General features: G+C 72.0%; 27 protein-coding genes. 14 read left to right on the forward strand and 13 right to left on the reverse strand.

The genetic code is table 11. The annotated features are described in order from the left end of the window. Positions 1-72: 72 nt before the first annotated feature. Complete coding sequence (locus ACFO6S_RS15955; protein ID WP_378418580.1) at positions 73-1,524, forward strand: Ig-like domain-containing protein; 1,452 nt, start codon at positions 73-75, stop codon at positions 1,522-1,524. A gap of 167 nt (positions 1,525-1,691) precedes the next feature. Here ACFO6S_RS15955 and ACFO6S_RS15960 read toward each other — a convergent pair whose 3' ends face one another. Continuing rightward, complete coding sequence (locus tag ACFO6S_RS15960; protein ID WP_378418727.1) at positions 1,692-2,915, reverse strand: ROK family transcriptional regulator; 1,224 nt, start codon at positions 2,913-2,915, stop codon at positions 1,692-1,694. 529 nt (positions 2,916-3,444) lie between these two features. Between ACFO6S_RS15960 and ACFO6S_RS15965 the strand changes: the two genes are divergently transcribed. From ACFO6S_RS15965 to ACFO6S_RS15985, 5 genes are all read left to right on the forward strand, one after another. Then, positions 3,445-4,413: a TauD/TfdA dioxygenase family protein gene (locus ACFO6S_RS15965; RefSeq protein WP_378418582.1), complete on the forward strand. Its 969-nt coding sequence runs from the start codon at positions 3,445-3,447 to the stop codon at positions 4,411-4,413. Between the two features lie 650 nt (positions 4,414-5,063). Further along, on the forward strand, positions 5,064-6,224 hold the full coding sequence (locus ACFO6S_RS15970; protein WP_378418583.1) for an Ig-like domain-containing protein: 1,161 nt from the start codon (positions 5,064-5,066) through the stop codon (positions 6,222-6,224). Positions 6,225-6,334: 110 nt separating this feature from the next. Continuing rightward, on the forward strand, positions 6,335-7,084 hold the full coding sequence (locus ACFO6S_RS15975) for an SDR family NAD(P)-dependent oxidoreductase (RefSeq protein ID WP_378418585.1): 750 nt from the start codon (positions 6,335-6,337) through the stop codon (positions 7,082-7,084). Further along, positions 7,084-8,127, forward strand: coding sequence for a DUF2804 domain-containing protein (locus tag ACFO6S_RS15980; protein WP_378418586.1), 1,044 nt, complete (start codon positions 7,084-7,086; stop codon positions 8,125-8,127). Before ACFO6S_RS15975 ends, ACFO6S_RS15980 begins: the two co-directional genes overlap by 1 nt. Before the next feature lie 58 nt (positions 8,128-8,185). Continuing rightward, entirely contained in the window at positions 8,186-8,578 is a 393-nt protein-coding gene (locus tag ACFO6S_RS15985) for a VOC family protein (protein WP_378418588.1), read from the forward strand. A 27-nt stretch (positions 8,579-8,605) separates the two neighbouring features. Here the strand turns inward: ACFO6S_RS15985 and ACFO6S_RS15990 are convergent, their stop codons facing one another. From ACFO6S_RS15990 to ACFO6S_RS16025, 8 genes are all read right to left on the reverse strand, one after another. Further along, on the reverse strand, positions 8,606-9,286 hold the full coding sequence (locus ACFO6S_RS15990) for a helix-turn-helix domain-containing protein (protein WP_378418590.1): 681 nt from the start codon (positions 9,284-9,286) through the stop codon (positions 8,606-8,608). A gap of 5 nt (positions 9,287-9,291) precedes the next feature. Beyond that, positions 9,292-10,050, reverse strand: a complete 759-nt coding sequence (locus ACFO6S_RS15995; protein ID WP_378418591.1) for an ESX secretion-associated protein EspG — start codon at positions 10,048-10,050, stop codon at positions 9,292-9,294. Continuing rightward, positions 10,047-11,639, reverse strand: coding sequence for a WXG100 family type VII secretion target (locus tag ACFO6S_RS16000; protein ID WP_378418593.1), 1,593 nt, complete (start codon positions 11,637-11,639; stop codon positions 10,047-10,049). The genes ACFO6S_RS15995 and ACFO6S_RS16000 overlap by 4 nt, the downstream gene beginning before the upstream one ends. Before the next feature lie 162 nt (positions 11,640-11,801). After that, a complete protein-coding gene (locus tag ACFO6S_RS16005) occupies positions 11,802-12,653 on the reverse strand; it encodes a WXG100-like domain-containing protein (RefSeq protein ID WP_378418595.1) in 852 nt (283 codons plus the stop codon). Beyond that, the gene (locus ACFO6S_RS16010) at positions 12,653-12,967 is read right to left on the reverse strand and encodes a WXG100 family type VII secretion target (RefSeq protein ID WP_378418596.1); all 315 of its coding nucleotides are present in this window, start codon (positions 12,965-12,967) and stop codon (positions 12,653-12,655) included. The genes ACFO6S_RS16005 and ACFO6S_RS16010 overlap by 1 nt, the downstream gene beginning before the upstream one ends. Beyond that, positions 12,964-13,455, reverse strand: coding sequence for a YbaB/EbfC family nucleoid-associated protein (locus ACFO6S_RS16015; protein ID WP_378418598.1), 492 nt, complete (start codon positions 13,453-13,455; stop codon positions 12,964-12,966). Before ACFO6S_RS16015 ends, ACFO6S_RS16010 begins: the two co-directional genes overlap by 4 nt. 108 nt (positions 13,456-13,563) lie before the next feature. Continuing rightward, positions 13,564-14,766: a L,D-transpeptidase gene (locus ACFO6S_RS16020; RefSeq protein ID WP_378418600.1), complete on the reverse strand. Its 1,203-nt coding sequence runs from the start codon at positions 14,764-14,766 to the stop codon at positions 13,564-13,566. A gap of 56 nt (positions 14,767-14,822) precedes the next feature. Then, complete coding sequence (locus ACFO6S_RS16025; RefSeq protein ID WP_378418729.1) at positions 14,823-15,893, reverse strand: UDP-N-acetylmuramate dehydrogenase; 1,071 nt, start codon at positions 15,891-15,893, stop codon at positions 14,823-14,825. Positions 15,894-15,936: 43 nt separating this feature from the next. On the opposite strand from ACFO6S_RS16025, the gene ACFO6S_RS16030 reads away from it, so the two are divergent. From ACFO6S_RS16030 to ACFO6S_RS16045, 4 genes are all read left to right on the forward strand, one after another. Then, positions 15,937-16,440: a DUF2505 domain-containing protein gene (locus ACFO6S_RS16030; protein ID WP_378418602.1), complete on the forward strand. Its 504-nt coding sequence runs from the start codon at positions 15,937-15,939 to the stop codon at positions 16,438-16,440. An 81-nt stretch (positions 16,441-16,521) separates the two neighbouring features. Further along, the gene (locus ACFO6S_RS16035) at positions 16,522-17,025 is read left to right on the forward strand and encodes a DUF2505 domain-containing protein (RefSeq protein ID WP_378418604.1); all 504 of its coding nucleotides are present in this window, start codon (positions 16,522-16,524) and stop codon (positions 17,023-17,025) included. Between the two features lie 83 nt (positions 17,026-17,108). After that, positions 17,109-17,609 (forward strand): DUF2505 domain-containing protein, encoded by a 501-nt coding sequence (locus ACFO6S_RS16040; protein WP_378418606.1) that lies wholly within the window; start codon positions 17,109-17,111, stop codon positions 17,607-17,609. A gap of 4 nt (positions 17,610-17,613) precedes the next feature. Beyond that, positions 17,614-18,408, forward strand: coding sequence for a class I SAM-dependent methyltransferase (locus tag ACFO6S_RS16045; RefSeq protein WP_378418608.1), 795 nt, complete (start codon positions 17,614-17,616; stop codon positions 18,406-18,408). A gap of 23 nt (positions 18,409-18,431) precedes the next feature. Here the strand turns inward: ACFO6S_RS16045 and ACFO6S_RS16050 are convergent, their stop codons facing one another. Continuing rightward, the gene (locus tag ACFO6S_RS16050; protein ID WP_378418610.1) at positions 18,432-19,031 is read right to left on the reverse strand and encodes a type IV toxin-antitoxin system AbiEi family antitoxin domain-containing protein; all 600 of its coding nucleotides are present in this window, start codon (positions 19,029-19,031) and stop codon (positions 18,432-18,434) included. Positions 19,032-19,139: 108 nt separating this feature from the next. On the opposite strand from ACFO6S_RS16050, the gene ACFO6S_RS16055 reads away from it, so the two are divergent. After that, a complete protein-coding gene (locus ACFO6S_RS16055) occupies positions 19,140-19,922 on the forward strand; it encodes an LmeA family phospholipid-binding protein (RefSeq protein ID WP_378418612.1) in 783 nt (260 codons plus the stop codon). Positions 19,923-19,938: 16 nt separating this feature from the next. Here ACFO6S_RS16055 and deoC read toward each other — a convergent pair whose 3' ends face one another. After that, complete coding sequence (gene deoC, locus ACFO6S_RS16060; protein WP_378418614.1) at positions 19,939-20,601, reverse strand: deoxyribose-phosphate aldolase; 663 nt, start codon at positions 20,599-20,601, stop codon at positions 19,939-19,941. Positions 20,602-20,689: 88 nt separating this feature from the next. Between deoC and ACFO6S_RS16065 the strand changes: the two genes are divergently transcribed. From ACFO6S_RS16065 to purU, 3 genes are read left to right on the forward strand one after another with little or no spacing between them, the layout of a single operon-like run. Next, a complete protein-coding gene (locus ACFO6S_RS16065; protein WP_378418616.1) occupies positions 20,690-21,208 on the forward strand; it encodes a GNAT family N-acetyltransferase in 519 nt (172 codons plus the stop codon). Positions 21,209-21,235: 27 nt separating this feature from the next. Next, positions 21,236-22,060 carry a class I SAM-dependent methyltransferase gene (locus ACFO6S_RS16070; protein ID WP_378418618.1) on the forward strand — a complete coding sequence of 275 codons (825 nt, stop codon included), beginning with the start codon at positions 21,236-21,238 and terminating at the stop codon, positions 22,058-22,060. A gap of 45 nt (positions 22,061-22,105) precedes the next feature. Beyond that, a complete protein-coding gene (gene purU, locus ACFO6S_RS16075) occupies positions 22,106-22,993 on the forward strand; it encodes a formyltetrahydrofolate deformylase (protein WP_378418620.1) in 888 nt (295 codons plus the stop codon). Positions 22,994-23,158: 165 nt separating this feature from the next. Here purU and ACFO6S_RS16080 read toward each other — a convergent pair whose 3' ends face one another. Next, on the reverse strand, positions 23,159-24,205 hold the full coding sequence (locus ACFO6S_RS16080) for an alpha/beta fold hydrolase (RefSeq protein WP_378418622.1): 1,047 nt from the start codon (positions 24,203-24,205) through the stop codon (positions 23,159-23,161). 92 nt (positions 24,206-24,297) lie between these two features. Next, positions 24,298-25,236, reverse strand: a complete 939-nt coding sequence (locus ACFO6S_RS16085) for an AurF N-oxygenase family protein (protein WP_378418624.1) — start codon at positions 25,234-25,236, stop codon at positions 24,298-24,300. Positions 25,237-25,353 lie beyond the last annotated feature (117 nt).

Consider the following 25,353-nt stretch of genomic DNA (forward strand, 5'->3'; position numbering starts at 1 on the left):
GCGCCGAGCCCCGGTCCTGCACACCCCAACGCTGCGACCTCGATGTCGCACACCAGCGACCTAAGGAAGACGATGACCTCACGAGCGATGACCCGCGGGATCGCCGCCGGCGCGGCGACGACACTGACCCTCGGCGTACTTGCCGCCTTCGGCGCAGGCGTCGCCGGCGCCGCGCCCGGATCGATCACCTGGGACGACGGCAGCTCCCGCTTCACCCGGACCGTCAGCAACACCACGCCCTCGGTCGGCGACACCGTCACCGTGACAACGAAGTTCGACCGGACCAGCTGGGTCGACGAGTTCATCTACAACGTCAAGGACCGCCACCCGTCCTGCCTGACCTACGTCCCTGGCTCGGCCAAGATGGGCGGCTCCCCGACCAACACCGACGAGGTCAAGGCCGACGAGGGCAACGGGACCGGCTACGTCCGCGCCTCCTGGGGCGTCACCTCCTGGGTGGTCCAGAATCGCCCGGGCTTCCATGCCTCGCCCACGTTCAGCGTCGACTACAAGGTCGGCCCGAGCTGCGCGCGCGGCACCGCGCTGGCCACCGGCATGGACTACGGCGGGTCCCTCGGCAGTGGCAACTACGGCACCAAGGGCCCGTCGATCACGATGGCCAAGACCGGCACCACGACCACACTCGCTCCCGTCACCGACGCCCGCGTCGGCGTGCCGAGCACCCTGACCGCCACCGTGACCGGCGGCGCACCGGGCGACACCATCGAGTTCCGCGACGCCGCAACCACTATCGGCCACGCACCCCTCGACGCCGGCGGCACCGCGACCCTCGCCTGGACACCCACCATCCGGGGCAGCCACGCCCTCGCCGCGTACTTCGCCGACACCGCGTTCGCCACCGCGTCCCAGTCGACGCCGGTGACCGTGCAGGTCGCCGAGCAGAACATCACCTCGACGATCGCGCTCACGCCGGTCACCGGCGCACAGGTCGGCCGCGCCTCCACGGTCACCGCCACGGTCAGCCCGACCGCGGCAGGCGGCACCGTCGAACTCCGCGACGGCACCACCGCACTGGCGACGCTGCCGGTCGGCGCCGACGGGAAGGTCGCCTACCAGTGGGTGCCCGCCGCGGCAGGCGCGCACACCCTCACCGCCACCTTCTCCGGCCGGGACGGCGTCACCGGATCGACCACCACCGGACAGATCACCGTCGCCGAGGCGCCCGCCTCCAGCACCGACTCGACCACCACCCTCAACCCCGTCGGCGGCGCCACCGTCGGCAAGGCCACCCCCCTGACGGCGAAGGTCGACCCCGCCGACGCAGGCGGGACCGTCACCTTCAAGAACGGCGGCACCGTCATCGGCACCGCACCCGTCGGAGCCGACGGCACCGCCACCACCGAGTGGACCCCGGCAACCGCGGGCCAGAGCACCGTCACCGCCGAGTACTCGGGCAACGGCACCGTCAACGCGTCCTCCGACCAGGAATCGGTGATCGTCGCACCCGCCGACGGCGGCACCGGCGGCACCGGCAGCCTCGACGGATTCGGTTCCAGCAGCTGACAGCCGACACAGTGTGGGGGTCTGTCGCCGACCGCAGCGGCCGGCGACAGACCCCCAGCACCCCGGATTTCCGAGGTCGCGCCGCCGGGTCCCGGAGGACCAGCGCGACGGTCAGACCCGCACCCCGGTAGGACGTCAGGCGGTCGAGGCCGACGACAGCGGAGGGCTCATCGGAGGGTTGCCCTGCGGATGGAGGCGAGCGGGTCGGAGTAGAGGGCACTGAGCGAGACCACCGCGGCGGCGTGCTCCTGGACCCTGTTGCCGAACCCGGTGATCCGGATGTCCTTGCGCGCGAGCGCCGAGGCCTGGGCAAAGGCGTCCGCGACGTGCGGGATGCCGGCCGGGTACTCGGTGAACGCCTGGCCGCCCAGGATCACCCGGTCCGGGTTGAACAGGTCCCGGAGCACGGCCACGGTCCGGCCGAGAATCCGCGCGCGCTCGACCAGGATCTCGTGTGCCGGAATTGATCCCGCCTGCGCGGCCCGATACACGTCGGCGACGGTGGGCCGGGTCCCGGCCCCGGTGAGGATGCCCGCCGCCACGGCGGCAGCGACCACCGCGCGATCGCTGACGGTGGCCTCGAGGCATCCGGTCGCGCCGCAGGAGCAGCGCGCCGACGAGCCGGTGGGCAGGTGCACGATCGAGCCGGGTCCCCCCGACGGGGTGTGCACCCGGCCGTCGATGGTGACCGCGACGCCGGCTGTCTCCCTGGCGTAGAAGTACAGGCTGGACCCGGCGGTGCCTGCGGCGCCGGGGCGCTGCGAGGCGAGCAGCAACTCGGAGGCCGCCATGGCCTCGACGTGGTCGGCGACCGAGACCGGGAGCCCGAGTCCCGCCCCGACGATCTCGGCGACCGGCGCCTCGTGCCACCCGAGTCGCGGGTGGTCCGCGCGACCGGTTGCGGCGTCGACCCGTCCGCCGAGGGCCACACCGACCCACAGCGCCTGCCGGCCGCGCCAGCGCGCAGCGAACTGCCGAGCACTCCGCGCGATCTGCGTCAGGGCCTCGTCCTGACCGGACGTCGGGGTCGGGATCTCCACCGCGCCAAGCACCCTGCCGCGGAGGTCGACGGCGACGATCCCGGTGACCAGCGCACCGATGTGGATGCCGACGGTGAGGTACGGCTCGTGGTTGACCTCGAATGGGATCCGGGGTCGGCCCACCGCGCCGGACGAGGTCAGGTCGGCACGCTCGCGCAGCAGGCCCTCGCCAAGCAGCGCGGTGACCTGTCGGTTCACCGTGGCGACGCTCAGACCGGTGGCCTTCGCGGCCTCGTCCCGGGCGAGCGGCCCGCGCTCGCAGGCGACGCGGAGCACGGCGGCGACCGGGGTGTCGGCTATTCGCAGGTCGGGGGGTACTGCCCGGACGTGGGAGCGGGGTACCGGTCGGATCGGCGTCCCGCCTCGGCCGAGGGCGCCGGGACGGTTTGCCGGACTGGGACGGTGCGCCGGACTCAGGGATGACCTGGTCCGGCCGGCCGGGATCGGCGGAGCTGAGGTGAGCACGTGGATTCCTTGCACTTCGTCCCTGGCGGGACACGCCGTTGCGGCGAGTGGAAGCGCGCTCGCCTGCACAGACGTCGATCCGTCAGCCAACGACACGGGCATGGAGCCCGGTCGGAGCGAGGTTGGACGTGCAGGAGGGAGCGGCGCGGGTCAGTGAGAGATACCGCGAGGCGAACAACAGAGTTCGCGCGCCAGGGGCAGCCGGGATCCCAGTGCGACGGTCACGTAGGTGACCCGCAGTGCGGGGATCCGGCCGGAAGACATGGCCAGAAAGCTAGCACCTCCCGAGCATTTGTCCAATCGAACCCGTTCCGCCGGCCCTTGCGATCACGGTGACGGAAACCCTTGGCCGGCCACACCGCCGGTGGGAATCTCAGTCGCATCAGATCGGCACGAAACCGACGAAAGGCCCGCCATGTCCATCGATTTCGCCTCCGCACCCGTCGCCGCGACGGCCGCCACGACACCCGCAGTCGTCCGGCTCGGTTCGCACATCGGCGCCCGGATCGACGGCGTCGCCCTCGGCGGGGACCTCGCCCCGGCGACCGTCAGCCTGATCCGCCGGGCCCTGCTCGAGCACAAGGTGATCTTCTTCCGCGACCAGCAACACCTCGACGAGGCCGCCCAGTTCGCGTTCGCCCAGTTGCTGGGCGAACCCACGACCGCGCACCCGACCGTCACCTCCCGCGGGGAACACATCCTGCCGATCGACTCCGAGTTCGGCCGGGCGAACAGCTGGCACACCGACGTCAGCTTCGTCGACCGGATCCCCAAGGCGTCGATCCTGCGCGCCGAGGTGCTGCCCAGCTACGGCGGCTCCACCGCCTGGGCGTCGACGGTCGCCGCCTACGACTCGCTGCCCACTCCACTGAAGTCACTGGTGGAGAACCTGTGGGCCACCCACACCAACCTCTACGACTACGCGGCGAACAGCACTTCGCACCTCGACGCCAACGCCGTCGACGCCGGCGCGGCGGACTACCGGAGGGAGTTCCAGTCCACGCACTACGAGACCGAGCACCCCGTCGTGAGGGTGCATCCCGAGACCGGGGAACGCGCACTGCTGCTCGGCCACTTCGTCAAGGGCTTCGTGGGCCTGAGCACCAGCGAGTCGCACGCACTGCTGAACCTGCTGCAGGCGCGGGTGACGAAGCTCGAGCACACCACCCGGTGGAACTGGGCCGACGGCGACGTCGCCATCTGGGACAACCGCGCCACCCAGCACTACGGCGTCGACGACTACGACGGTCAGCGCCGCCGCCTGACCCGGGTGACGCTGGCCGGCGACGTCCCCGTCGGCGTCCACGGCGAGCACAGCCGCATCGTGACGGGCGACGCCTCGCACTACTCGCCCATCGACGAGCCCGGCCGGGTCGCGAGCTGACGACTCCGACGCCGCACGGCCGGGCCACCAGGGTCTCGCAGTCCGAAATGCCTCACCCGGGGCCATGGAGCCATCGAGTTTGCCAATGTGCACGTAATCACATGCGACACATCAGGATCCGACACGTGACGGGAGGGCGAGAGACGACGAGCACACGAACGCGGTGACGTGCAGCCGAACCGGGGCGGCCGACGGCCGAATACATGGTCATGGAAATGGCTCGCAAGCCGCCCCGATCGCCGGGCGCTCACAATTCGAATATCCTTTTCGTCATACACAATTCAGCTCCCGACCGTGCCACTGGAGCTGGCCGCCGGGTTTTCGAATTTTGCGTCCACGGTGCCGGGTCTGCGTGATAGTAATTACCCACAACGGAACCTCTCAGTTCAGCAGACCCTTTCTCCCGCAATGAATACCGGAAGAACGGCGTTGCACTGTCCGCCGACGAGTGGCCGTCCCTCGACCCCATCGAGGGACGGCCACTCGTCGGCGAAGGCGATGTTGCTGCAGTCGAACACTATCCGCGTATCGCCACGACCGGCTCGCGAGCAGCACCCGTTGGTTCGTCAACTCCGGTGACTGAAGTGGCCGTCGGGCTCACCCTGCGGCCTCGACGTCGAGAGGTCGCACCACAGCGAACAAGGAGCACCATGACACGAAATGCGATGGCACGCGGCATCGCCGCAGGCGCGGCCACCACCCTCGCCGTCGGCGCGCTCGCCCTCCTCGGCGGCGGTATCGCCGGCGCGGCCCCGGGCACGGTCACCTGGGACGAAGGCGCCGCCCGTTTCACCCGGATCGTCAGCAACACCACTCCAGCGGTCGGCGAAACAGTCACCGTGACAACGAAGTTCGACCGGACCAGCTGGATCGACGAGTTCGTCTACAACGTCAAGGACCGGCATCCGTCCTGCCTGACCTACATCCCCGGCTCGGCGAAGATGACCGGCAACGGCGGCGACCGGCCCGTCGCCAGCCCCGAGGTCGTCGTCGACGAGGGCAACGGGCGAGGCTACGTCCGCGCCGCCTGGGGCGTCACCGACTGGGTCGTCCAGAATCGCCCCGGCTTCGTCCAGACCCCCGTGTTCAGCGTCAGCTACCGGGCGGGCAAGAACTGTGCCCGCGACACCGCCCTGCTCACCGGCATGGAGTACGGCGGATCACTCGGCGGCACCAACTCCCTCCGCGGCCCGTCCATCACCATGAGCAAGACCGGCACCGCCACCTCCATCGCCGCCGTCACCGGCGCCCGCGTCGGCGTGCCGAGCACCCTGACCGCCTACGTCACCGGCGCCGAGCCAGGCAACACCGTCGAGTTCCGTGACTCCGGAACCAGGGTCGGCGAGGCCGCGCTCGACGCCGCAGGCAAGGCGACCCTCGCCTGGATCCCCACCGTCGCAGGCAACCGCACCGTCACCGCGCACTTCCTCGGCACCGGATTTGCCGCGGCCTCCCAGTCGTCGACGATCCCGGTGCAGGTCGCCGAGCGGATCGTCCCGTCCACGATCGCGCTGGCCCCGGTCACCGATGCCCAGGTCGGCAAGGCAGGCGCCATCACGGCCACGGTGAGCCCGGCAGGCGCAGGCGGCACCGTGACCTTCAAGGACGGCGACGTCGTCATCGGCACCTCGCCGGTCGGGGCCGACGGCACCGCCACGACCGAGTGGACCCCGGCGACCGAGGGACAGCGCACCGTCACCGCCGAGTACTCGGGCAACGGCACCGTCACCGCGTCCTCCGTGCAGGAGTCGGTGACCGTCGCAGCGGCCGCAGGTGGAAACGGCAGCCTCGGATCGCTCTTCGGCTCCTGACAACCGACCCGCCATGACGGGTCCGCCCCCGGCCGCTGCGGCCGGGGGCGGACCCATTCCTCGCCTCCAACACCGCCGCCTCCCAGACCGCTGCGCCTAGGCTGATAGCCATGACCATCTCGCCTGATGAACACATTGCCGTCGTCACCGGAGCAAGCTCCGGCATCGGCGAGGCCACCGCACGGACGCTCGCCGCGCAGGGCTTCCACGTGGTGGTCGGTGCCCGTCGACTGGACCGGCTCGAGCAGTTGGCCCGCGACATCGGCGGCACCGCCCTGGAGCTCGACGTGACCGACGAGGACTCGGTGGACGCCTTCGCCGCGGTGTTGCCACGGGTCGACGTGCTGGTGAACAACGCCGGCGGGGCCAAGGGCCTGGCACCGGTGCTGGAGGCCGACCTGGACGACTGGCGCTGGATGTGGGAGACGAACGTCCTCGGCACGCTGCGGGTGACCAAGGCCCTGCTGCCCAAGCTGATCGCATCGGGCAACGGCCTGATCGTCACGATCACCTCGGTGGCCGCGTTCGAGGCCTACGACAACGGCTCGGGCTACACCAGCGCCAAGCACGCGCAGGCCGTGCTGCACCGGACCCTGCGCGGCGAACTGCTCGGGCTGCCCGTCCGGCTCACCGAGATCGCACCGGGCGCGGTGGAGACCGAGTTCTCCCTGGTGCGCTTCGACGGCGACGAGGAGCGCGCAGCCAAGGTGTACGAGGGCATCAGCCCGCTGGTGGCCGCCGACGTCGCGGAGGTGATCGGTTTCGTCGCGTCCCGGCCCTCGCACGTGAACCTCGACCAGATCATCATCAAGCCCCGCGACCAGGCGGGCCCGGGCCGGTTCTCCCGCAAGCAGGACTGATGCGGCACCGCCTCACCCCCGGCGACCTGCTCGACGGGCGCGGTCGCCTGGCCGAGTCCGGCTGGGCCACAGCGGAACTGCGACGCTACGACCGCCCCGCCGTCGCCGCGTCGAAGCTGCGGGTCAAGGAGTGGGACTACTACTGCGTGCTCACCGCGGAGGTCGGGATCGCGCTGACCGTGGCCGACAACGGGTACATGGGCCTGCTCGGGGTGTCCTGGCTGGATCTCACCGCCCGCACCGAGGTGACCGAGAACGTGATGCTGCCGTTCCCGCTGGGTTCGATGGGACTGCCCGCCAGCGCGGATGCCGGCGACGTGGTGGTCGCCCGACGGACCGGCCGGGGACGCGAGCTGCGGATCGAGTTCCGGCACACCGACGGCGGCCGGCTGCTCACCGTCGACCACCCGGGATTCGACGGTGGCCGCGGCCTGCGCGGCGAACTGCTGCTCGACCAGCCCGAGATGGACCGGATGGTCGTCGCCACGCCGTTCCCCAACGCCCCCAAGGCGTTCTACTACAACCAGAAGATCAACTGTCTGCCCGCGAGCGGCGAGGTGGTGGTCGGCGGCACCTCGTTCGCCTTCGATCCGGCGAGCGCCTTCGGCGTCCTCGACTGGGGTCGCGGCGTGTGGACCTACGACAACACCTGGTACTGGGGTTCGGCGTCGGGCCTGCTCGACGGCAGGCCGTTCGGCTTCAACATCGGCCACGGCTTCGGCGACACCTCGGCGGGCACCGAGAACATGGTGTTCGTCGACGGCCGCGCGCACAAGCTGGACGAGGTCACCTTCCACCTGCCCGACGGCGCCCCGGCCTCGTACGACAGCGCACCGTGGACCTTCACCAGCAACGACGGCCGGTTCGAGATGACCTTCGAGCCGGTCCTCGACCGGGCCGCCCGCACCGACCTCGTGGTGCTCGGCTCCGTCCAGCACCAGGTGTTCGGGCGCTACACCGGCCACGTCGTGCTCGACGACGGCACCCGGCGCGAGGTCCGGGACCTGCTGGGGTTCGCCGAGCAGGTCCGCAACCGCTGGTAGCGGCGGAGGCGTCCGATTTGTTCAAGACGGCGCGGGCCGGGGTTCGTAGGGTTGTCCCATGACACCTCGCCTGGATCTCGTGGGAATCGTCGTCGCCGACATGGCCCGCTCGCTGGCCTTCTACCGGCGGCTGGGTTTCGACCTGCCCGCCGCCGCGGACACCGAACCCCACGTGGAGGCCGTGCTGGGGCAGGGCCTGCGGGTGGCCTGGGACACCGAGGCCACCATCCGGTCCTTCGACCCGGACTGGACGCCGGGGTCCGGCGGCCAGCGGCTGAGCCTGGCGTTCGCCTGCGCGGACCCCGCCGAGGTCGACTCCTGCTACGCCGAACTGGTCGCCGCGGGATACGAGGGGAAGCTGGCGCCCTGGGATGCGTTCTGGGGACAGCGGTACGCGACGATCCACGATCCCGACGGCAATTCGGTGGACCTGTTCGCCGCGCTCTCCTGACGCCTCGCGGCGGCCGATCCGGCCCGTTCAGCCGAGTGCGCCCAGCGGGACGCCTGCCAGTTGCCGCACCTCGCGGGCGAGGTGGGCCTGGTCGGCGTACTCCAGCCGGGCGGCCACCACCGCCGGGGGCGTACCCGCGCGCACCAGCTCCACCGCCCGAGTGAACCGCAGGATCCGGCTCAGGGTCTTGGGTCCGTAGCCGTAGGCCCGCACGGACCGGCGGCGCAGCTGCCGTTCGCTCAGTCCCACCCGGGCACCGACGGCCGCGACGGGCACGCCCGCCCGCAGCAGCCCGGTCGCTGTCGCGAGCAGCCGGAGGTCCGGGTCGGCCTCGTCGAGCCGCTCCCCGCCCAACTGCTCGAGCAGCAGGCCGGGTGCGGACGCCCCCGACAGCCGCGACTCCCACCGCCGGACCAGCGCGGGGTTCCACAGCTCGGCGAGCGGGACCCGCGTGTCCACCAGCCCGTCGGCGGGCACACCCAGCGCGGCGGGCCCCTGGCCGGGGGCGAACCGCAGCCCCACGATGCGCGTGGTCTCCGCCGACGTCGACACGTGCGCGGCGGTGTCGGGCCCGGCCACCACCAACCGGCCCGCGAGCCAGATCAGGTCCATGCTGCCGTCGGGCAGGATCCGGTGTGCCGCGTCCGCCACGGGTTCGCTCGTCCACAGCACGGCGCCGGGAATCGTCGCCGCCCGCTCTCGATACACGCCGTTCAGTGTGACAGCCGCGCCGCCTCGGCCGCGGCGACGAGCGGAAGCAGCTGCGCCGCGAGGTCCGCGTGGCCCGCGGGCCGGGCGTGGACGGTCTCGGCGCCGTGCACCAGGTAGCGGCCGTCCTCGGCGAGGTCGATCCAGTGGAAGCCGTCGCCGTCACCGCCCGGACGGTTGTCGTAGGCCGGCCCCGCGAAGACGGTCACCTCGCCGAGTCCGGTTCGCGGACGGGTGAAGAACTCTTCCCGCCGGTCACCGCCCGGTCGACGCGCGGCGGGCGACATGACGGTGCCGCGGCGCGCAAGCGACGGCACGCGCGGCACCGACACCGCGGGATGCCGACCGGGCGACACCGGCGGGACGGCCCGGACCACCGCCGTACCGACGTCGCAGGCAGGCACCACCGTCAGCCGGACGTCGGCGCCCGCGTGCGGGTCGGATCCGGGCTGCTGGACCGCGACGGTGGCCCACCCGCACCGGATTCCGGCGTGCACCCTGACCATCGACTCGAACCGGTCGCCGTGCAGGCCGCACAGTTCGATCCGCACGGCGGGCTCGGCCAGTGCGGTGAGCGCCTCGTACATCGGCTCGTCGATCCGGGCCAGCACCCGCCGGGCGGCCTCGGCGCGCTGGGCCTGGAACTGGGCCAGGGTCCCGGCGGTGCCACGAAACCGGAACGGGTACGGCAACCGGTCCCGGCCGAGGCGCTCCCACAGCACGGCGAACTCGAGCGCACTCAGCTGCCAGCTGCCGCGGCTCATCCGCCGATCACCGACGGCGCGACCAGCGGGAGCCTGCCCACCAGGGTGTTGCCGTTGTCGACGTTGACGAGGTAGCCGGGTGTCGGGTGTTCCCGGTCGTCCTCGCCTGCCGCGCGGGCACCACCGGGCATCATCCCCGCACCCGCCGCGCCCGGCCGTCCCGTCGCACCCGCGCCGGCGGCTCCCCCGGTTCCGGGAGCCGAACCGATCCCGCCGCCGGTCGGCGACCCGAGCGGTCCGGGCCCCCGGGGTGCGCGGTTCGCGACCGCGTCCGCGCCGGCCGACCCGCCGATTCCCGCGCCGACCGGCCCGCCACCGCCGGCGACCCCGTTCCCGCCGGCGCCGGTCGCGTACGAGCCGCCCGCAGCCGGCCCCGGACCGGGACCGCCCCGCTCGCCGACCGGGCCCGGGCCCCCGGTGCCGACGCTCGTCCCAGTGCCGACGCTCGTCCCGGCGCCGCTGCCTGCGCCCACCCCGCCGGCACCGTCGGCCGATGCCGGCGCGGTCCACGCATCTGACGATGCCTCCGGCACCGATGGTGAATTCGTCACAGGCGCATCCACCAAGGCTCCCGGATCCGCCACACCGGGCCGCGGGAGATCGAGACCCGGGGCCTCGACACCGCCCGGCCTGCCCGACGGATCGGCACCGCCCGGACCGGTCGGCGCGACGGCTCCCGGCGACGGAGGTGCGCCCGCACCCGCGCCCGCCGCCAGGTCGGCACCCGATGCGCCGGCGACCGCCGAGCCGAATCCGTCCGCGCCGCCTGCGATCTCGGTTCCCGCGGGAGGCGTGAACGGGCCGGACCCACCGGGCGGGCCTGCGACGTCGCGCGGGCGGGGCAGGACCGGGACGAAGGTGTCGGCGCGCCGCATCACCGGCAGGTAGACGGACTTCATGATCCCGATCGCCTGCTGGTGCGCCTCGTCCGCGCCGTGCACCCACCCCTTGACCAACCCGACCCCGGGCAGTGCGGTGTTGAAGACCCACTCGAGCGGCTCGGTGCCCTCGACGGCCGGCACGGTTGCCTTCACCTGGCTGACCCCGATTGCGGCCTCGTCGATCTTGGTCCCGACGAGTCGTCCGGCCGCTGCCAGCCGTTCGGAGGCGGCGACGTATTCCGTGGTGGCCGAACGTGCCCGGTCCGCGGCGACGCCCTCCCAGCCTTCGCCGATCTCCGTGGCGAGCGCGGCGCTGAATCCGGAGAGGCCCTCGGCGAGCGCGGAGCCGATCCTCGCCCAGCCCTCCGCACTGGCCCGGATGGGCTCGGCGTCCATCGCGTCCACGGCGGACTTGATGTCCTCGTGGGACATCGCATCGAAGCACTCGTCACTGCCGAGCGACGGCGCGTCGTACTCGCCACCGAACCGGCCGCGGAGACGGTCCTGCTCTCCGTACAGGTCCGAGCGCGCCGAGTTGCCCGCGTCCAGTTCGTCGCGCACCCGACCCCGTTCGGCGAAGTCGAACGCGGACACGACGTCGATGACCTTGTTGGCGGGGTCCCTCGCCAGCTCGACGTAGTCGTCGAGCGCACTCGACGCCAGTGTCCCGAGCGCATCGCTCAGGTCCTGCAGGCTGGGCAGCGCCATCTCGGATCCCCCTCGTCATGCTCGAACCTCGCCGGAAGGTCCCGGGCGCGCGCCGCGCGGGCACCGACGTCGGGTGTCGAGGTACCCGGTGCGGCAGCTGCCCCCTCCGCAGCTGCCGCACCGGCCACCGCCGGCTTCCCCACCGGCCCGGTCCACACCGGTTCACCCGGTTGGACGCGGCGCGGTCCGCCGCGGTTCCACCGGCGCCTCCAGGGCACCGAGCGCGCCACCGAGCCCGCCCGAGGTCAGGTCCTGCCAGGTCGCGTCCTCGCCCGATGCCACCGCGCCGGCGACCGAGCCGGCCGCACCGGCGACGGACTCGACACCGAGCCGCCCGATCGTCGAGGTCGCACCGGACCCGAGTGTGTTCACCCCGACGGACACCACGTCGTCGACGAAGCCCTCGATCGCCCCGGAGACCAGTCCGTCGGTGTCGATCGACCGCCGGTGCCCCTGCAGGATCTGCAGGACCTGAACTGCCCCGTCCTGCATCGCGTTCCGGGCGGTGCTCCGGGCGGCGTCCGCCAACAACCGCAGGAGCAACTCGCGCACCGCGATCCGCACCGCGACACCGGTGGCGACCTGGGCCGCGGGCATCGCCGCGGTGGAGGCACCCAACGTCGGAATCGCGGCCGCCGCCAGCGACGCCAACTCCGCGGCCAGCAGCACCAGCGCCGCGATGACGGTCAGCTTGGTGTGCTCGATGTCGGTCGCGGCGCGATCACACGACTGCGCCAGCCGATCACACAGACCGACCAGTGCCGCGAACGCGCCGTCGCTGCCGTCGAGGCCCGCCCAGTACCGCCGCATCGCCGCGTCGACGTCGCCGACCACCGCGCCGAGTGCCTCCGCCATCGCGGCGTCACCGTCACGGGAGATCCCACCCACCGCCGCCGACGCGGAGTCCCACGCGGCGGCCAGCCGGCGGAGCGCGGCCTCGTCCGCCTCCGGCCAGTCCGTCCCGACCACCACCGAGGCGACACCGCGCAGGCCGTCCGGTATCTCGAGGCCCATCAGGAAGGACCCCCGAGGCGGCCCGCGAACCCGTGGTCCGCCGCGTCGAACGCGACGGCGGTGCCGGTTGCCGTCGCCGCGACCGCGCGCAGCGCCTCGGTCACCCGCCGCAGTCCGTCGACGGCGGCGTCCGAACCCGGCACGTAGGCCAGACCGAACGCGCTGCCGGTCTCGTCCGAACCCCACGCGGTGCCCTCGGCATCCAGGGCACCCGCCAGCTCGACCCGGACGCGCTCGAGTGCGTCGGCGACCGCCTCGAAGCGGGGCGCGGCGCCCCGCAGTCCGCCCGTGTCCACCCGGACGACGCCGGTCACCGCTCGGCTCCACGCAGGACCGACCCGCCGGGCGTCCAGTCCGCGGCCTCCGGTGCCGGGTCCACCGGCGGAGCCGAGGCGTTCACGGTCGGCATCAGGTCGCGCAGGCTCGGCGCGCCGGGAATCAGGTCGGGCAGGTCCGGGAGGCCGGCGTCGCCACTCGGCACCGCCAGCTCCCGGGCCCGGGCGCGTGCGGTGGCCGCGGCGGCCTGTGCGGCCGCGGCCAGTGCCGCGCCGAGCCGCCGCGGTGTGCTCGTGGCGAAGGACTCGGGCGCCAGGTCGATCCCGACGACCGCCCCGCCTGCGTCGACGGTCACCCGGGCCAGCCCGTCCGGCGTCGACTCCTCGATCCGCAGCGCCGTCACCTCGGCCTGGACCCGCGTCAGCCGGTCCGAGCGCCGGTGCAGCTCCTCGAGCATGCCGTCGACCTGCACCCGCAGCGCCTCGTTGCGGGCCCGCAACTCCCCCTGCTCCACCGAATTTCTCACGCGTCCCCCGCAGGCTCGGCCGGGCACCAGTGTCGGCCCGTCACCCGTATGGACGCGGCACGGGGCGGGTTCGGTTCCACCCGGCCGGACGACGGGCGGTGGTGGAACTCAGATTGCCGGAACGGCCCCCGTGGGCAGCGCCGACATCGACTGCCAGGTCGGCCAGTCGATCGCCCAGTCGTAGACGTCGCCGTCCGCGGCGGACAGCTCGATCCGGGTCCCGGTCACCTCCACCGGGTCGCCGTACATCGCGGTGCCGAAGTAGGCCTGCGCGTCGGACAGGGACAGGTTGATGCAGCCGTTGGTGACGTTCGCCGAGCCCTGCACGCCCGTGGTCTCCGGGTTGGCGTGGATGAACTCGCCGTTGTTGGAGATCCGCACCGCCCAGTGCTCGCGGACGTTCTCGTAGAACGGCGGATTCGACATCAGGAAGTCTTCGTACTTCTCCGTGACCATGTGGATGCCGCTGCGGGTCACATTGCGGTCCTCGTCGCCCTCGCCGTAGCTGACCGGGATGTCCATCACCGTGGCGCCGTCGCGGACCACCTGCATCCGGTGACTCGGGGCGTCCGCCTTGACGATCTGGCTGCGGCCGACGGTGAAGTCGACGCTCAGGTCCTCGGCCCCGTACGCGCCGTCGCCGTAGTCGACGCCGTACAGCTTGGCCACCAGGTTCACCGTGGTGCCGGGCGCCCAGTAGTTCTGCGGGCGCCAGTGGACGCGGGAGCCGCCGTCGTCGGGCAGCCAGGCCCACGAGCCGGGGGTCGGCGGGTCGGTGGTGACGGTCAACGCCTTCTCCACCGCGGCCCGGTCCGCGACGTGGTCGCTGAACTCGAGGATGACCGGCGCCGCGATGCCCACCTCCTGGCCGTCCCCGATGTTGGTGTTCGCCGAGATCACCGACCTCGGCGCGACGGTCGCGAAACCGCCCTGCACGGGCACCGTCCGGCCGTCGGTCCCGGTCGCGGTCCCGGACCAGGTGTAGGTGCCGCCGTAGCCGAGCGGCTCGGTGACGTGGAAGGCCGTCCGGTCCGGGGTGAGCGTGCCCGCCACCACTTTTCCGGTCTCGGTCACGAGGGCTACGTCCGCCAGCGTGCCGTGGGCGACGGTCACCGAGGCGGGGGCCGTCGGGTTCACCCCGGTCGCACCGGCAGCCGGAATCTGCGTCAGCTCGGCCACCGGTTGCCGGTCGGCAGGGTCCTGCGAGCCGCCGCCCGCGCAGCCCGCCAGCAGCGCGACAACAGCCGCCAGCAGCAGCACGATCAGTGGCCCGACCCGGGCCCGTTTTGTCCATCTACCCTGGTTACGCACGTAAACCAAGGTACCTGCGGCACGGAGTGACCTCCCGCCGATGTGACCGGGTCGGCTCAGACCGTGCAGCCGACCGCCACCGGTTCCGGCTCGAGCCGCACCCCGAAGGTGTCCTGGACGCCGTCCCGGACGTCCCTGGCCAGCGCCAGCAGGTCCCGCGTCGACGCCGCCCCGCGGTTGGTCAGGGCGAGGGTGTGCTTGGTCGACAGTCGCGCCGCGGCGTCCGACCCCGGGTAGCCCTTGCCGTAACCGGCCCGCTCGATCAGCCAGCCCGCCGACAGCTTTGTCCCACCGTCACCGGGGAACTGTGGCACCCGCACCTCGTCGCCGAGCCGGGCCGCGATCGCGGCCAGCACCTCGGCCAGCCGGCCGTCCGGGACCACCGGGTTGGTGAAGAAGGAGCCTGCGCTCCAGGTGTCGTGGTCGGTGGCGTCGAGGACCATCCCCTTGCCTGCCCGCAGCCCGAGGACCACCTCGCGGACCTTGGCCGCCGACCGGCGTTCGCCCTCCTCGGCACCCAGCGCGGTGGCCAGTTCGCGGTATCGCAGCGGCTCGCTCAGCCCGTCGGGCCGGGTGGCGAACTCCACGGCCAGAACCAGCGCGGCGTCCGAGTGCTTGAGCACGCTGGTCCGGTAGCCGAGGCCGAGTTCGTCGGGCGTCACCCAGCGCACCTCGCCTGCGGCCCGGTCCAGCAACTGGACGCGGCGCAGCAGCGACCCGACCTCGACGCCGTAGGCGCCGACGTTCTGCACCGGCGTCGCGCCCGCGGACCCGGGGATCCCGGACAGGCACTCGAGGCCGCCGAGCCCAGCCGCGACGGACTCGGCGACGACGTCATCCCACACCGCGCCTGCCTCGGCGTACACGTGGTCGGCACCGAGCCTGGTGGTCGCGTTGGCCACCCGGACCACGATCGCGTCCACGCCCTCGTCCGCGATCAGCAGGTTCGAGCCGCCACCGAGGACCAGCACCGGGATACCCGACGCGTCGAGCGCCCGCACCACCGCAACCAGGGTGTCGGTGGTGCGACAGGTGAGCATCGCGCGGGCGGGTCCGCCGAGGCGCAGCGTGGTGTACCGCGACAGCGGCACGTCCGTCTCCAGTTCGGCCCCGAATTCCGTCGCCATGTCTTGTAAGGCCAGCACGATAGGAAACGGTAGCGTGCCGGCCATGGCCCGCCACATTCCGCATTCGTCCTCGTACCCGCAGTCCGTGGCCGAGGTGCACCGCGCGCTCACGAGCGAGCAGTACTGGCGCGACCGCCTCGCCGAGGTCGGCGGTCCTGGCGCCTCGTTCGGGCACCTCACCGTGGCCGACGGCACCGTCGACGTCGAGGTCGCCCAGGCGATCCCCGCCGAGCACCTGCCGTCGATCGTCACCAAGATCCGGCCCGGCGACCTCGTCATCACCCGCACCGAGACCTGGGGCCCGCTCGACGGCGACCGCGCGCGCGGCACTTTCACCGCCCGCGTCGAGGGGGTCCCGGCGACACTGTCCGGCGCCCTGACGCTGTCCGCGGACGGCACCGGCTCCACCGTCGCGCTCGACGGACAGGTCGAGGTGAAGCTGCCGTTGATCGGCGGAAAGATCGAGGGCGTCATCGCCGACCAGGTGACCGAACTGCTCGAGAACGAGGACCGCTTCACCGCCGAGTGGCTCGGCTCGCACACCTGACGACGAACGCACCTCGCATACCACGACAATGTATGTGGCACACCGTGACACGCGCCGGGGCGACCGGGTAACCTCCCTTCAATGTCGCGCAAAATCGAATTGACCACCACCTACTCGCTGCCCGTCGAGGCCGTCCACCGGACCCTCACCGACGAGAACTTCTGGCTTCGCCGCGTCGAGAAGGGCGCCGAGTACGGGCTGACGCTCGACCACCTCACCGCGGGCGAGGGCACCATCGACGTGGGCCTGGCCCAGTCGTTCGACAAGGACAAGATGCCCAGCATGATCGGCAAGATCATCAAGGGCGACCTGTCCATCGTCCGCGGCGAGGTGTGGGGCCCGCTGGCCGACGGCCGCGCCGACGGCTCCTTCACCGCGGTGACCACCGGCATGCCGGTCACGGTGAACGGCACCGCCGTGCTCGCCGAGTCCGACGGCGGCTGCACTGTGACCGTCACGGGCGAGGTCGATGTCGACATCAAGCTGATCGGCGGCACCATCGAGGGCATGGTCGCCGAGCAGATCCTCGGAATCCTCGGTCGCGACCAGGAAGTCGTGGAGGAGTGGGTCGCGGCCAACGCCTGACCGACGAACCGTCAACCTCAGGTACACCCGCCCGACCGGGCGGGTGTACCTGACTTCGTCACCGAGCCGGTACCCTGCCCGTCATGGCTCGTCGCATCGACTACTCCGCCCGCTACACCCACTCCACCGAGCAGGTGTACGCCGCGCTGACCAACCGGGACTACTGGGAGGCGCGTATCGAGGAGCTCCGCAAGTACTCGGACAACCGCGTCGAGAGCCTCGAGATCGGCGACGACGGCATCGACCTCGTCCTGCACCACATCATCCCCCGCGACGGCCTGCCGGACCTCGCGCAGACGGTGATGAAGAAGGACATGGTGATCACCCGTCGGGAGCACTACAGCCCCTTCGGTGAACCGGTCACCGGCACCTACCAGGCCTCCATCCCGGCAGGCCCGGGCAGCCTGACCGGCACCATGTCACTGTTCAGCACCGACACCGGCTGCACCCTGCGCACCTCGTCCGAGGCCAAGGTGTTCATCCCGTTCGTGGGCGGCAAGCTCGAACAGGTGATGCTCGTCAACCTCGTCGACCTGTTCCGCACCGAGGCCGAGGTCACCGCCGACTGGCTCGCCAAGCAGTAGTCCGATGCCCCGCGCCGCGACCGGCCGGCCCAGACCGGACGGCGTAATCACCCGCGGCACCACCGGGATCAACCGGCTGCGACGCAGCGACCGCTGGCTGGTGCACCGCCCGGAGGTCGCCCGCGCGCTGCGGCAGGCGCCGGACCCGCTCGTCGTCGACCTCGGCTACGGCGCCCGGCCGGACACCACCTTCGAGCTCGCGTCGAGGCTGCGCACCCTCCGCGGCGACCTGCGGGTCGTCGGTCTCGAGATCGATCCCGACCGCGTCGTCGAGGGCCGTGACGGCGTCAGCTTCGCGCGCGGCGGCTTCGAGCTCGCCGGCCTGCGCCCGACCCTGGTCCGCGCGTTCAACGTGCTGCGCCAGTACCCGGAGGAGGCGGTCGCGGGCGCCTGGTCGAAACTGCAGTCCGGGCTCGCCCCGGGCGGGCTGCTGATCGACGGAACCTGTGACGAACTGGGTCGGCGCTGTGCCTGGGTCCTGCTCGACAAGGATCGGCCGCTGACGCTGACCCTGGCCTGGGATCCCTTCGACATCGACCGCCCCGGCGACGTTGCCGAGCGGTTGCCGAAGGCGCTGATCCACCGCAACGTCGCGGGCGAGGGCATCCACGACCTGTTGGCCGACGCGGACCGGGCCTGGGCGAACGCGGCGCCGCACGCCCCGTTCGGTCCTCGGGTGCGCTGGCGGGTGGCGCTGGAGTCGTTACGCGCGCAGGGGCTGCCGGTGGAGGTGCCGCGGCGCCGGATGCGCGACTGCGTGCTCACCGTGCCCTGGTCGCAGGTGGCGCCGGGCGGCTGAACGGGGGCGCGCGGTCCACGGATTCAGAAGGCGGTGCGCAGCGCCCGCCCGATCCGCTGGTTCACGTGCGCCGAGCAGCCCGCCAGCGCCGCCTCGAGCGCACCGCGGTCGAGCCGGCCGATGGCGAATCCGTCGCCCACCACCTCGTCGAGCACCCACTGCGAGACTCCGCCCTCGGCCAGGTCGAGCACCGTGCGCAGCGGCGTGGTGATCCGGAAGCTGCCGGTGTGCTCGCAGTCGCTGAACGCCAGCACGCTGCGGTGCACCGCCACCCGGTCCATCCGGTGGTACATCTCGGTGAGCGCTGTCACGTGCAGGAACTGCGGGTGCAGGCTGCCGAGTCCGTGCAGTTCGGCGGCGCTCTGGTGCGAGACCACCGCGTCGTCGAACCAGACACAGCACCGGGCCACCTCCTCGAGGTCGGTCGAACGCCACTGGGTGAGCCGGTACAGGCCGGGCTCCACCGGCACCCAGGACCCCGCGACGATCGCGGCGCCGATGTCCGCGACGGAGAAGCCGACGGCCCGCGCCTGCGATGCGGTGAAGTAGCCGTCCTGTTCCCGGGCCTGCACGTAGAGGTCGCGGTCCTGTTGCCGGTGCCGGTTCCCTGCGTTGTCGTCCATGTCGACACAGTACGTCCAACTGTGTTCTACGTCACATCAGGATTTGTGAAGCCGACACAATCGCGAGTTCTCAGAGACAACACAGAAAAGTCGGGAAGAATCCGTGCAATGGCCACCACCGCGAACGCCCAGCCCCGTCCGGCGACGTCACCGCCGAAGCGAAACCGCACCCTGCTGATCATCCTTGCGGTGATCGTCGCGCTGGTCGCAGCCCTGGTCGGCGCCGAGCTCTACGTCCGGCACAGCGTCAAGCAGTGCATGGCCGACCAGTTCCAGAGCGAACTCGGCTCCAAGGTGGCCGTCGACCTCAGCGCCAAGCCGATGCTGCTGCAGGTCCTCGACAAGAGCGTGCCGTACATCGAGGTCACCAGCGACGACTCCAGCTTCGGTCCCGCGCAGGACATGCACGTCAAGGCGCGGGTCAACGACGTCGACCTGACCAACGCAGGCACCACCGGCGCGACGGTCGGCAGTTCCACCGCGGAGGTCGACTGGTCCACCGCCGGGATCCTGGCCACCCTCCAGGCGCAGCCCTTCGGCCGCCTGATCACCGGCGTCACCTCCGACGCCACCGCAGGCACGCTGCAGTTCCAGATCCTGGGTCTGGCCGAACTGACCGTCCGGCCGCAGGCCAGCGGCGGCGCCATCACCGTCGAGGCGGTCGGCGCCGAACTGCTGGGTCTCGGCATCCCCACCGACCTGGTGAGCGGCGTGGTGGACGTCCTGACCAGCACCCTGCAGACCTTCCCGTTGGGCATGACCGCCGACTCGCTGACCATGACCGACACGGGACTGCAGATGACGCTGTCCGGCGACGCCTACACGATGCCGGTGGCCGATCCGAACGCCGCGCAGGTGGACGTGCCGAGCAGCTGCGCACTGCTGACGTAGGCGGCGAGCGGGCCGCTCAGTCGGCGAACCCGTCGAGGACGGCGCGGGTCCCGGACAATCCCAACCGGGTCGCGCCGGCCTCGATCATCGCCCGCGCGGTGTCCGCGTCGCGGATGCCGCCGCTGGCCTTGACCCCGAGCCTGCCGCCGACCGTCTCGGCCATCAGCCGGACCGCCGCGACCGACGCACCCCCGGCGGGGTGGAATCCGGTGGAGGTCTTCACGAACTGCGCGCCCGCCCGCTCGGCCGCCCGGCAGCACTCGACGATCGCCTCGTCGGTCAACGCGGCGGTCTCCAGGATCACCTTGAGCACCGTCTCGTCGTCGATGCCCTCGCGCACCGTGAGGATGTCCGCGAGGACCGCGTTGTAGTCACCCGCCACCGCCGCACCGACGTCGATGACCATGTCGATCTCGTGCGCGCCCTGCTGCACGGCGAGCCGCGCCTCGGCACCCTTGACCAGCGAGTGGTGCTTGCCCGACGGGAAGCCCGCGACCGCGGCGACCCGCAGGCCCTCGGCCCGCACCGGCAGCATCGACGGCGACACGCACACCGAGTACACCGCCAGCGCGCGGCCCTCCTCGATCAGCGCGGCGACGTCGGCACCGGTCGCCTCGGGCTTGAGCAGGGTGTGGTCAACCATCGCGGCGACGCGGGCGCGGGTGGGTGCGGCAGGCATGCCCAAGAGCTTGGCACAGCACCGTCGCCGCACCGGGCAGCGCCGAAATCCGGTTGCGTCGGCGCCGGTCTGCGGACACCATGGCCTCATGCTGATCCGACGCGAGCGCCCGTCCGACATCGACGCGATCGCCGCCGTGCACCGGGCGGCCTTCGCCGACCAGGCCCCCGACGGCGGCGAACCGGTGGAGGTCCCCCTGGTCGCCGCGCTGCGGGCCTCGGACGCCTGGGTGCCCGCACTGTCGCTGGTCGCCGACGTCGACGGCGAGGTGCGCGGGCACATCTGCCTGACCCGGGCCACCCTCGACGGCAGGCCGGTCCTGGCGCTCGGTCCGATCGGGGTGCCGCCCGCGTACCAGCACGGCGGCGTCGGTGCCGCGCTGATGCACGCGAGCCTCGGCGCCGCGGACGCGCTCGGCGAGCCGCTGGTCGCGCTGCTCGGACACCTGGAGTACTACCCGAAGTTCGGATTCGTCCTCGGCTCGACGCTGTCGATCGACCCCGGCGTCCCGGACTGGGTCTCGCACTTCCAGGTGCGCACCCTCGACGCGTACACGCCCGGGATGACCGGCGAGTTCCGGTACGCGCCCGCGTTCTACGAGCTCTGACCATCGGCCCGGACTACCGTGGCGGGCATGAGCAACGACCAGCTGGCGGCCGTGTTCAACGCCGGCATCCGTGAGTTCGACCGCCTCACCCCGCAGGTCTGGGGTCCGGCCGGGCAGTCGCTGATCACCCAGCTCCGGCTGCGCCCCGGCGACGCCGTGCTCGACGTGTGCAGCGGCGCCGGCGCCTCGGCGCTGCCCGCCGCCGCGGCCGTCGGCCCGACCGGCCTGGTGCATGCCGTCGACGTCGCCGACGACCTGCTCGAGATGGGCCGCCTGGTCGCGTCCGACCGGGCGCTGCACAACGTCGACTTCGTCCGGGCCGACGCCACCGAGTGGGAACCGCCGAGCACCGTGCCCGCCGCCGGCTACGACGCCCTGGCCTGTTCGTACGGCATCTTCTTCCTCCCGGACACCGACCAGTCGGTGAACCGGCTGGTCCGGTTGCTGCGCCCGGGCGGCCGGATCGGCGTCACCGTGTGGCGGCGCGGCGCCCTCACGGACTTCGCCCGCGCCTACGCCGACGTGCTGGCCCGCCACCTGACCGGACCCGCGCCGAGCCGGACCGACGCGTCGCCGCTGTCACGCTTCGACACTGCCGCCGCCCTGACCGACTGGCTGACCGGATTCGGCGCGCACTCGGTCGAGGTCACCGAGCTGTCCAACCTGCTGCCCGCGACACCGCAGCTGGCCTGGGACCTGATCCTCGGCGGCGCGATGCGGGCACCGCTGCTTGGCCTCGACGACGACACCGTCGAGTCGATCCGGCGCGACTTCCTGTCGCTGCTCACCGAGCGGGACGTCGAGACCCTCGACGCCACCACCCTGGTCGGCACGGCCGTGGTGACCGGTTGACCGGTGCTGCCCGTCCGATCGCGGCCCACCTGAGAGACTGGGACCATGAGTAACCCCGCGCCCGCCGACGACCGTCGCTACGTGCTCAGCCTCGGCACCCCCGACCGCACCGGCATCGTCGCCCGCATCTCGACCTTCCTCGCCGAGGTGGGTGGATCCATCGTCGAAGCCGCGTACCACGCAGACCCGGACTCCGGCTGGTTCTTCACCCGACAGGCCGTGCGGGCGTCGTCGGTCTCGCTCAGCCTGGGCGAGCTGCGCGAACGGTTCGCCGAGGTCGCCGCCGAGCTGGGACCGGAGACCGAGTGGACGCTCGCGGACTCGGGCGAGCGCAAGCGGGTGGTGCTGCTGGTGAGCAAGGAGGCGCACTGCCTGCACGACCTGCTCGGCCGGGCCGCAGGCGGCGAGCTGCCCGCCGAGATCTGCGCCGTCATCGGCAACCATCCCGACCTCGCGGACGTGACCCGCGCGCACGGGATCGACTTCCACTACGTGTCGTTCCCGAAGGACCCGGCCGAGCGCGGCCCGGCCTTCGAGCAGGTCCGCAAGCTCGTCGACGCCCACGACCCGCACGCCGTCGTCCTGGCCCGGTTCATGCAGGTGCTGCCCGAGGAGTTGTGCGCGCACTGGGCCGGCCGCGCGATCAACATCCACCACAGCTTCCTGCCGTCGTTCGTCGGCGCCCGCCCCTACCACCAGGCCTTCGCCCGCGGCGTGAAGCTGATCGGCGCGACCTGCCACTACGTGACCGCCGAGCTCGACGCCGGACCCATCATCGAGCAGGACGTGATCCGGGTGGACCACTCCTACGAGGTCCGGGACATGGTCCGGCAGGGACGCGACATCGAGAAGCTGGTGCTCTCCCGCGGCCTGCGCTGGCACCTCGAGGACCGGATCCTGGTGCACGGCCGCAAGACCGTCGTGTTCAGCTGACCCCAACACCGCCCCACCCCACGCACACCGCCCACACCGACTGAACGGTTCCGTTCATTCGATTGGATCGAATGAACGGAACCGTTCATGCGGGCGGCGAGGTGGCCGGGCGGAGGGCGTGCCGAACGAGCGTTCAGGCGGAGTTGCGGTCAGACCGGGTTGTGTTCAGGCGGAGATGCGCGTAGCCAGGCGGCGGATCTCCGCGTTCACCTCGTCCGGGGCCTCGACCGTGCTCATGTGACCGATGCCGGGCAGCCGGATCAGCCGCTCCAGGTGACCGAGGCTGTCGAGGGCTCCGGCGATCCGCACCGAGTGCCCGGGCGGGGTGAGCCGGTCCGCGGTGCCGACGAGCACCGTCGTGGGCACGGACAGGTTGGCCAGGCCGGCCCGGAGGTCGAGCCCGTGCATGGCCGCGCCCCAGCCGCCCCGCGTACGGCCGGAACACTCGGCGACGATGCGGGTGCAGAACTCGACCTCGTCCGCCGTCGACCCGGGCGCCATCGCCGCGTACTGGATCATCCGCCGGGTCGCGGCGGTGCCGGCCAGCGGCCGGGCCATCGGCACGGTGGACCCGAGGATGGCGCGGCCGACCGGGTCCGGGACCGTCTTGAGCTTGCGCAACAGCGGGACCAGCGTGGACTCGTCGACCAGGTGGTCGGTGGCGGTGCTGGCCAGCAGCACCGCGCCGACCTGCTCCCCGACCTGCTCCGGGTACCGGGCCGCCAGGGAGGTGACACTCATTCCGCCCATGCTGTGGCCGACCAGCACAGCCCGACGGCCTGCGGGCACCGTGGCCGCCAGCACGGCGGACAGGTCGTCGGCCAGCACGTCGACGGTCAGCGGATTCGCGCCGCGCGCGCTTCGGCCGTGGCCGCGCTGGTCGTAGGTGATCACCCGGAAGTCCCCCGCCAGCCCGTTCACCTGCGGATGCCAGAACACCGTCGAGCAGGTCCAGCCGTGGCTGAGCACGACGGGCTGCGCCGACGGGTCCCCGTAGGCGTGCACATTGATCGCGGTGCCGTCGGCCGAGGTCACCTCGAACACCTCCGGCGCCGCGACCGGATCGCCGAGATACGGGTTCGACGCCGCCCCGACGGCTCGCGACGCGGCGGACCGCTTCGAACGCCAGAGCGCGCCCGCGCCGATCAGCGCTGCTCCGGCCGACGCGCCGACAAGGATCCGTCGCGTCGTACCGCGTGACTGTGCCGCCACCTGTCATACCTCCGTGATGTGAGTGAATGTTCGGCCGGAACACCTGCAACCGGCGTCCGGACGGCGGTCCCGGCCGCGCCGGGCCCGCCGGATCAGATGATGTGTGCGCGCCGCATGAGCAGCGTCGACGGGCCGCCGACCAACCCGACGTCCGAGAGGAACTCGACGGTCTTGGCGCTGCCCTCGCGAATCTTGTCGTGGTAGTGCCGGTTGGCCTTGGCCGCCGCCCGGGCCTGCGCGGGGTCCAGCCCGGCGGCCGCGTAGACCCTGGGGTTGACCAGGCTGGTGACCACGAAGTACGCGGTCACGCCCAGCAGCAACCGGACCCGGGCCCGCGCGAAGCGGGACAGGTGCCGCGAACGCCGCACGGTCTCCTCGCGGGCGAACTTGATGTGGCGGGCCTCCTCGAGTACGTGGATCCGGCTCACCGTCCTGGTGATCGGCTGCACCCGCTCGTCCCGGACGAAGTCGCGCTGCATCATGTCGAGAATCTCCTCGGCGAACAGCGTTCCGCCGTAGGCGAGAGAACCGGACGCGGTGGCCTTGAACAGCCGGGCGGACTGCCGGATCCAGGTCTTCGGCTGGTACGACGGCACCCCGAACCGCTGTGCAGCCATGGCGAACATGGTGGAGTGCCGACACTCGTCGGCGATCTCGGTGAGCGCGAACTGCACGTGCGGCGTCGCCGGGTCGTGGCGGTAGATGTCGCGCAGCAGCATCTGCATCAGGATCATCTCGAACCAGATGCCGGTGCCCGCCACGCTGGCGCACTCGTGCATGGTCAGGGTGATCCGCTGTCGCTCGGTCATGGTCTCCCACAGGTCCGTGCCGTAGAGGCTGCACCACTCCGGGGTCATGCCGTGCAGGTCGTCCGGGACGGGCGCTGTCCAGTCCACCTCGACGAGCGGGTCGTAGGACTTGCGGGCCGCGGAGGCGAGCAGCCTGGCCGCGGTCTCCTGGCGATCTCCGATCCGGGGCAGCTGCGATCCGGACCCGTTCGAGGACACGTCGTGATCGTGGACGGTCGACATTGTCGCTCCTAGTGGAGAGTCGAGTGGGCCCGGTTCGCCCTGTTGACTCCACCATGCGTCGACCGGACACCCGTTGTCAATGGGTGTCTGTGACTCGAGTTCGCATCTATCGCGACG

This window comes from Rhodococcus kronopolitis (genome assembly GCF_042654025.1).
Lineage (GTDB): Bacteria > Actinomycetota > Actinomycetes > Mycobacteriales > Mycobacteriaceae > Rhodococcus_G > Rhodococcus_G kronopolitis.